The sequence below is a fragment of the Nonomuraea solani genome, from assembly GCF_900108335.1.
In the GTDB taxonomy this organism is placed as follows: Bacteria; Actinomycetota; Actinomycetes; order Streptosporangiales; family Streptosporangiaceae; genus Nonomuraea; species Nonomuraea solani.
This window is the reverse complement of the sequence record NZ_FNVT01000008.1, coordinates 463,921-470,643: the sequence shown is the minus strand read 5'-3', so window position 1 is coordinate 470,643 and position 6,723 is coordinate 463,921. Positions and strand designations below refer to the sequence as shown.

General features: G+C 63.2%; 5 protein-coding genes and 1 pseudogene. All 6 read right to left on the bottom strand.

Features of this window, described 5'->3' with window-relative positions; genetic code table 11:
• Nucleotides 1–407 (bottom strand): annotated as a pseudogene (locus tag C4V41_RS29720) (hypothetical protein); the annotation flags it as partial.
• Between the two features lie 478 nt (nt 408–885).
• Nucleotides 886–2,469, bottom strand: coding sequence for a trypsin-like serine peptidase (locus tag C4V41_RS29715; protein WP_103959238.1), 1,584 nt, complete (start codon nt 2,467–2,469; stop codon nt 886–888).
• A gap of 1,017 nt (nt 2,470–3,486) precedes the next feature.
• On the bottom strand, nt 3,487–3,669 hold the full coding sequence (locus C4V41_RS66185; protein ID WP_407670073.1) for an HNH endonuclease: 183 nt from the start codon (nt 3,667–3,669) through the stop codon (nt 3,487–3,489).
• Nucleotides 3,582–4,259 carry a group II intron reverse transcriptase/maturase gene (locus tag C4V41_RS29710; RefSeq protein WP_200824301.1) on the bottom strand — a complete coding sequence of 226 codons (678 nt, stop codon included), beginning with the start codon at nt 4,257–4,259 and terminating at the stop codon, nt 3,582–3,584. The genes C4V41_RS66185 and C4V41_RS29710 overlap by 88 nt, the downstream gene beginning before the upstream one ends.
• Entirely contained in the window at nt 4,256–4,486 is a 231-nt protein-coding gene (locus C4V41_RS66180; protein ID WP_407670072.1) for a reverse transcriptase N-terminal domain-containing protein, read from the bottom strand. The genes C4V41_RS29710 and C4V41_RS66180 overlap by 4 nt, the downstream gene beginning before the upstream one ends.
• Before the next feature lie 1,726 nt (nt 4,487–6,212).
• A complete protein-coding gene (locus C4V41_RS60895) occupies nt 6,213–6,719 on the bottom strand; it encodes a hypothetical protein (RefSeq protein WP_146103823.1) in 507 nt (168 codons plus the stop codon).
• Between the last annotated feature and the right edge of the window lie 4 nt (nt 6,720–6,723).

Here is a 6,723-nt window from a genome sequence, read left to right as displayed (position 1 = left end):
TACTGCGACTGGATCGAGGTGCCGGAGCACCAGTAGAGCTTGCCGTCACGGCCCTCGAAGAAGACCTTGCCGATGGTCTTCGGCAGGTTCACGTTCTGAACCTTGACGGTGACCTTCTTCTCCTCGCCGATGGGAGCGGTGGAGCCCGGCTTGGTGTCCGCGCTGTAGCCACCCCCACTCTTGATCTTGGAGACCTCGAGGGCGTCGGGGTTGAAGGCCACGGCGCCGCGGAGCGCCGCGTTGTTGGACTTGGTCCAGAAGTCCACGACCTCGGCGGCCTGCGCCGCGGTCTTGGCCAGCGGGTCGGTCGCAACGGTGTCGTCGGCCTGAGCGGTGCCAGCCAGGCCGGCGGCCAGCAGACCAGTGGCCAGAACGGCGCCACCGGCCGGGAGCAGAATGCGCTTCACGGTAACTCCAACTTCCTTGCGCTGTCGTGGAACGCCTCTTGCGTCCCATGCGTCAGTAAAGGGTTGACCGAAACCTACACCGGAGATCGACAACGCTGGACGCCACTTCGGACTGAAAAAACGCGATAAGACGGGCGTGATCGTTTCGTGATGTTTGGGAGAAGGCGTACGGGGGCTGGGCGAAGCTTCGATTGTCGCCGTTTGCCCTGATCAACATAAGGAAGTGGTTAATGGGGCAGGTGGGGCCGATAGGATGGGCCGAGCAAGCGCTTGGTATAGATGTGCCGTAGATCACATCGGCGCGATGGCACCGTCCGTGGATCTTGTGCGTCTAACGCCCGTACATTCGTAGGACGTTCGGTGTAATCGGCGGGACATGCCGGGAAAAGCTGAAGGGCCCGGCGGGATGCCGAGCCCTTCGCTCACCGTGAAACGTACGGTCTAGGACCGCGCGCTATCCTCCGTCGCTGTATTCGTCTTAGACGACCTTGCCGGACCACGCGGCCGCAGCGGCCTTGTAGACGGTGTTGGTCTCGCCGTCGAAGTAAGGCGAGGAGATGTAGTCAACGCGGCCGTTGCCGTCCTGGTCGTTGAAGGTGCTCGTGACACCGTTCACGTAGCCGAGACGCTTGGCGTTGCTGTACTTGGACAGCCACGGGCCACCGTCGGCGCCTTCGGTCATGGCGCACTTGAGGGCGACGTGCTCCTCGATCTTCTTGGCGGCGGAACCGACCAGCTTCTTCGTCGTGTTGCCGTAGCACCACTTCGGAGTCACGCCGGTGTAGTTCTTGTTGCCATCGGGGTGCGCGGCGGCCGGGTAGCCGAACGCGCGGATGGGCTTGCCGGTGGGCTGGTTCCAGGAGAAGCCCTGGCCGCCCACGTTGTCGCCCAGGCGACCGGCGTCCTTCACCGCGACGTCGCCGCCGGTGTAGATGAAGAACGAGTCGTGGTAGTACTTGGTCGTCTTGGAGACCTTGAACCACTGGACCACGTAGTACTGGCGCAGCCAGTAGTCGCCCAGGTCGTCCTTGAAGACCTTGCCCTTGACCTTGCCGGCGGCCTTGTCGTCGAGCAGCTGCTTGTACTGGGCCTCGGTGAGCGGCGTGCTCTTGACCGCGCCGCGGTCACCGTTCTTCCACTTGGCCGGGTCGGTGTTGGCGGCCGGAGCCTGGTTCCACTGGAGCTCGGTGACCTCGACCTTGTCGACGGTCGGAACGGCGTCCTTGAAGTTGCCGCCCGAAGCCTCCTCCGTGGTCTTGGTCTCGGCGCGGAAGCCGCCGTTGGGGCCGTACTTGTCGAGCCCCTCCTCGTACTGCTGCTCGGCGGTCTTGCCACCGGGGATGTCCTTGAGCTCGGTGCTCTTGACTTCCTTCTTGCCCTCGTACTTGTCGTACTCGGACTTGAGGACCTGCTTGCCCTCGACCTTGTTGGCGGTCACCGACACGCCGTTGTACACGGTCACGAACGCGTAGTCGCGGTCGTAGTCCTCGTACACGTCGAAGTCGTAGTGGGTGTACGCCGTCTTACCGACGTAGATGCCCCACGGGGACTTGCCCTGGTAGTAGCCCGGAACGAAGACCCACTTGCCCATGACATCGGTGTTGTTGGCCGTGTCGTACACGCAGTGGCCGGCCGTGGCGACCAGGTTGCGGTACTTGGACTGGATCGAAGTGGCGGAGCACCACTTCTTCTCGCCCTTGCTGTTGATGAAGAACACCTTGCCGATGGTCTTCGGCATGTTGACGTTCTGCGCCTTGGCGGTGGTCTTCTTCTCTTCGCCGATCGGAGCGGTCGAGCCCGGCTTGGTGTCCGAGCTGTAGCCGCCCTTGCTCTGCAGCTTGGCGACGTCAGCCTTGTCCCAGACGTTGGACTCGGTGGCGGCCTTGAGGGCGGCACCGTTGTTCTCCGCCCAGAAGTCGGCGATGGCCTTGGCGTTGGCCGCGCTCGCCGCCATGTTGTCCTTGGCGACGTCGCTGTCGGCCTGAGCGGTGCCGGCGAGGCCGGCAGCCAGAAGGCCGGTAGCCAGGATGGCGCCACCGGCGGGGATGAGGATGCGCTTCAAGGGAACTGCTCCTTGCTCTGTCGTGGGTCGCAACTCGCGTCCCATGCGTCAGTAAAGGGATGGCAAGGAACATAGCGTGCCGATCTCCGCAGGTGGAACCCGGTTTGGGCTTTCCGGAAGGCGCCGTTACCGCCGTGACCGTCCTGTTATCTGTCAGAGACGTTCGCGGCGCGTGATCGGGAAGTTACGTTTTCGCAGGGCAGGGATGGGTTGTTGCTGTCGGGGCCAAAGTGCCGTTAGAGGCCCGCCACATACCGTCACGGCGAAAACGTGACTTAGATCACAGGAACCGGATTGGGCTCTGATCCGTCTAAATCCGCCTGATCTTCACAGGAGATCTTCAGGTTCGGGTCTTGGGCGCTTTGAATCGGGAGATCGGGGTTCTTCAAAGTTAAGCGGTTGCGCCATGAGGTGCTGTGTTACGAGTGGAGGTGAGAGACCTCTGCCTTTGGCCTGTCGCAGCAGGTTGATGGAGTTGAGGGCAGCCTGATCCGGGTGGTGCCGGGGAGGGTGGGAGCAGCCCTGACCAAGCCGGGGCGTGTCAGCACTGCCAGATGGTGCGGGTCCGGCGAACGAGACGGAGAGGAGTTCGCGAGGAACCGGCGTTTCTGGCGGATCTGGGCCGGGTGCGGTGCGTACCCGTTCTGTGGGGCGGGGAACTCCCGGGATGGTCTCCGTTTGCTGTCCGGGAGGCCATGGGGAAGGACTGCGGCGTACCTGTGGCGATGCCGCTGGGACACAGTCGGGCTCCTCCTTCGTCGAGCGAAACGCAGTGAGGTAATCCCAGCAGGCAGATCGGGGCAATGAGGAGCAGTTCGTCACCGACGTGGAGGTGTCGTCGTTCCCCTGAGATGGGCGTGGAGTCCTCGATAGGAACGGATCGTTCACATACGGTCACCATCGAAGGACTCCAGTGAGGTGGGCCGTCGGCGAGGTGCCCATGGGGCGGGGTCCTTTTCCGACGGCCTCCTCCCGAACCCGCCGTGCGAGCTTTCCCCGCAACGGGCTCTCCAGTGATCATTCCGTGAGTGATGCGGGTGGGTATCGATGGATGTGGGCGTGGCAGAGACCGCAGACCACCAGGGTCTTGCGGCGTCGTTTTGCCATGATGTTCATCCAGTCGGGGCGGGGCGGTCCCGGCTTGCCGAGGTCGGTGAGCTTGTGGACGTGGTGGACCTGGGCTGGTTCACGTTTCCGCAGAGCTCGCGTCTGCCTGCAAGGAGACGCGTGATGAGTTCCTTGCGGCGGATCTGTCCCGGGCCGGGTGGACGGTCGATGAGGACCGCCATGCGCTGCCGCTTGAGTGGAATGCCGCCGAACCGTGCGACCAGTGGTTTCCTGCCGTTCCCTCGGTCGATGCTGACCTGTATGCAGGTGCGTGGCCCGTGGGGTGTCGGGATCTTGTCCCTGTAGCGGCGGGCCGTCTTCGACACCGTGGATCGGTGCTTGGCGGCCAGCGTTTTCAGCAGCGAGGTCTGCATGACCCAGCGCAATCGGTTGAGTCGGTGGACGTCGCCGGCCAGCAGGTAGTACTGGACGATGCCCCGGTACTGCGCACCGTAGGTGCTGATGATCGTGTGGTCGTCGAAATTCATCAGCTCGGTGCGCCGCTCGGGATTGCCGTGCTGGAGATAGGGGGCGCTTGCGGCCTTGATCACCGATTTGGGCACACGCAATCGAACGATGCCGTTGACCGCGCGGCGCCCGCGGGTGAGCCTTTGGTCACCGTGTTGGACGGTGATCTCATAACCGAGGAATTTCGCCGCGCCGGTTCGGGCGTGGGTGATCATTGTCTTGGCCTGGTTGAGTTCCAGTTTGAGGTCGTCGTGCAGGAACCTGGCCAGGCGTTGCTTGATCTCCTCGGCTTCGGCCTTGGGTCCGGTGAACCCGAGTTCGCACGAGAACGGAGCATCAGCTTCTGTAAGTTGCGGACCTTCTTCAGGTCCCCTGCCTCGCTCGCCGTGAAGATCCGCTGCCGCAGCCGCCGTACGTCGTCTCCGGCCTGCCGCCAATCCACGGCGTCCCAGTCCAGGACCTCGTCCTCAGGTCCGTTCACCACTGTGGTGTCCAACTTGTCCCTCGGTTCGGGCGTCTTCGGTCATCTGCTCTTCACAGGCTCACCCGACCCACGTCAGCTCCCTTTCGGGCCGGGCAGCAGCCCGTATCCGACCAGTTATGCGCGGACCATCCGGCGGAGGTGCCGGTCGTGCGGTCCCCGGTTTCCTGTCGCCTTTCGGCTGTCGGCGTTCGCTTCTTGGGTCGTCCTGCACCCGCTGGGGAATTGAGCCTTCCTCACGGTCGGCCGACCGGCGATCAGATCACCGGACCCCAACGGGGTTGTCATGTTGCGCATGAGCAAGCTGCGACCGGGCAGGGCGTCCTCTTTACCCCGGGGACGGTGGTGCGCTCCCGACCGGCGAATATCCCCCGGCCGGCACCCGCCGCTCTCCTGCGGCCAGTCCCTGCAACCCCGCTAAAACATCCCATCGGCGGGGGTAACCGTCACGAGGCGTCCACAAGGCTTCACCACATTCACCCATCACCCTGGCACGACCGGCTGCCGCACCGGAACCGGGGAGGCAGCGGTCAACTGCTCCCCGCCGGTCTTCTCCTCGCCCGCGATCCCTGGATGGAACAAGGGCCGCTTCGGCTTTTGCCCCCGGCTTCGCACCCCGCAGTTACCCGCGACGCACGCCGAGGCGGAGACAGGCCAACGCGCACTGGCCTGGGTACTACACCCTCGACATCAGCCGAGCCTCCAACGATGCCTCCCACTTGATCTCATGCACCCTCATGTCGCACGTACTCCATCGTCGCCACCAACATCGGCCGCATGTGGGGCATCGCCGGCTCCCACCACCCGCAATGGCTCGATGCCCTGGCCCGCGCCCACGCCGTCGTCGAAGACCGCGTCCGCGCCGGCAAAGCGATGGGCCTGCGCAACCTGCCCAGCAAGAACTGGACCGTCAACTCCGGCTGGATGCTGGCCGCCAACCTCGGCCACGACCTGGACTGCTGGCTACGCCTGCTCACCCTGCACGACCAAGCCGATCTGGCCCGCGCCGAACCCGACACCATGCGCTACCGGCCTGCCCGCCCGGCTGGCCGCCCACGCCCGCCGCCGCCATCTGCGCATCGAACGCACCTGGCCCTGGGCCCAGGCGTTCGTCCGGGCCTGGCAGCGCCTCACCGACCTGCCCGCTCTCGCCTGAAAGCCGAGCCCCGACCGCCAACGATCCAGGAAGGAGCCCCATCCGGGCCCGTGGAACCCGGCGTCCCCGCAGCGTCATGCGATGGCCCCGCCCCAACCGCACCGGGGACATTACGGGCGAACCGCGGAGTCGTTCACACAACTCAGCTCACTGAAGAATCGAGGCTAATCCCTGATAGGGCCGTCATCACCGAATGGCTGTTTCGCTCTACGACCACTGCGCCGCTTCCGACCTGCTGAACTCGAATGACTGGCCACCAACGTCGAGGCCTGATGGCCGAAGTCCTCGCCTTACTCCGCACCGGCATGACCAACGTCGGCTCCGAGGGCAGCAACCGCATCATCAAGACAACCGTGCGCGCCGCCCACGGCTTTCGCAGCCCAAAACCAGCGTCTATGGACCCCGCTGCACTACAACTTTGGCAGAGTTGCGGCTGCCTCAACCCCGCCTTGTTCTCAAAGAGCAGGATATTGAGGAAAACTGCATCATCATTCCCGACCCGGCGTGCCAACAGGTCGGGTTCGGCATGATTTAAACATCCGTTCGCCGTAGGCTTAAGGTAACTAGGGAGTCGGGGAAACGTGCAGTCGCCTTTGCTTGCCTTAAGGCTTTTTGTACTTTGTCTCCATGTAAAGAAAGCGAGTCTTCATCGGGTATCTCAAGCGAGAGTAAATGGTTCGGCCATTGCTTCGATTTCATTTGTATTACTGTAGAGGAAATCTCGGCTGTGGTCTCCCAGTTCTCTGACTGCAAGGCTCGAGATAGCTCAACGACGGCCTTGCTGGGATCAGCAGTATTTGATGCAATGATCAAATACTTTGTGACGATCACTGAATCGGACTCTGTGAATCGAGTCTCTGTTCGAGCGGTAACCGAACCGATCTCCTGGATCTGGAGAATCGCTCCCGGGTCTGTTTCTAGTGGCTTGGCTGCCCAAAACCATCCGACTGCTAGGCTCGCCGTGCCATAAAGAAAGCTAATGGCTGCGACGACGAGGGCTGTCGAGAGAGCCAGCGATCTGCCACTGATCTGTGACATCGTC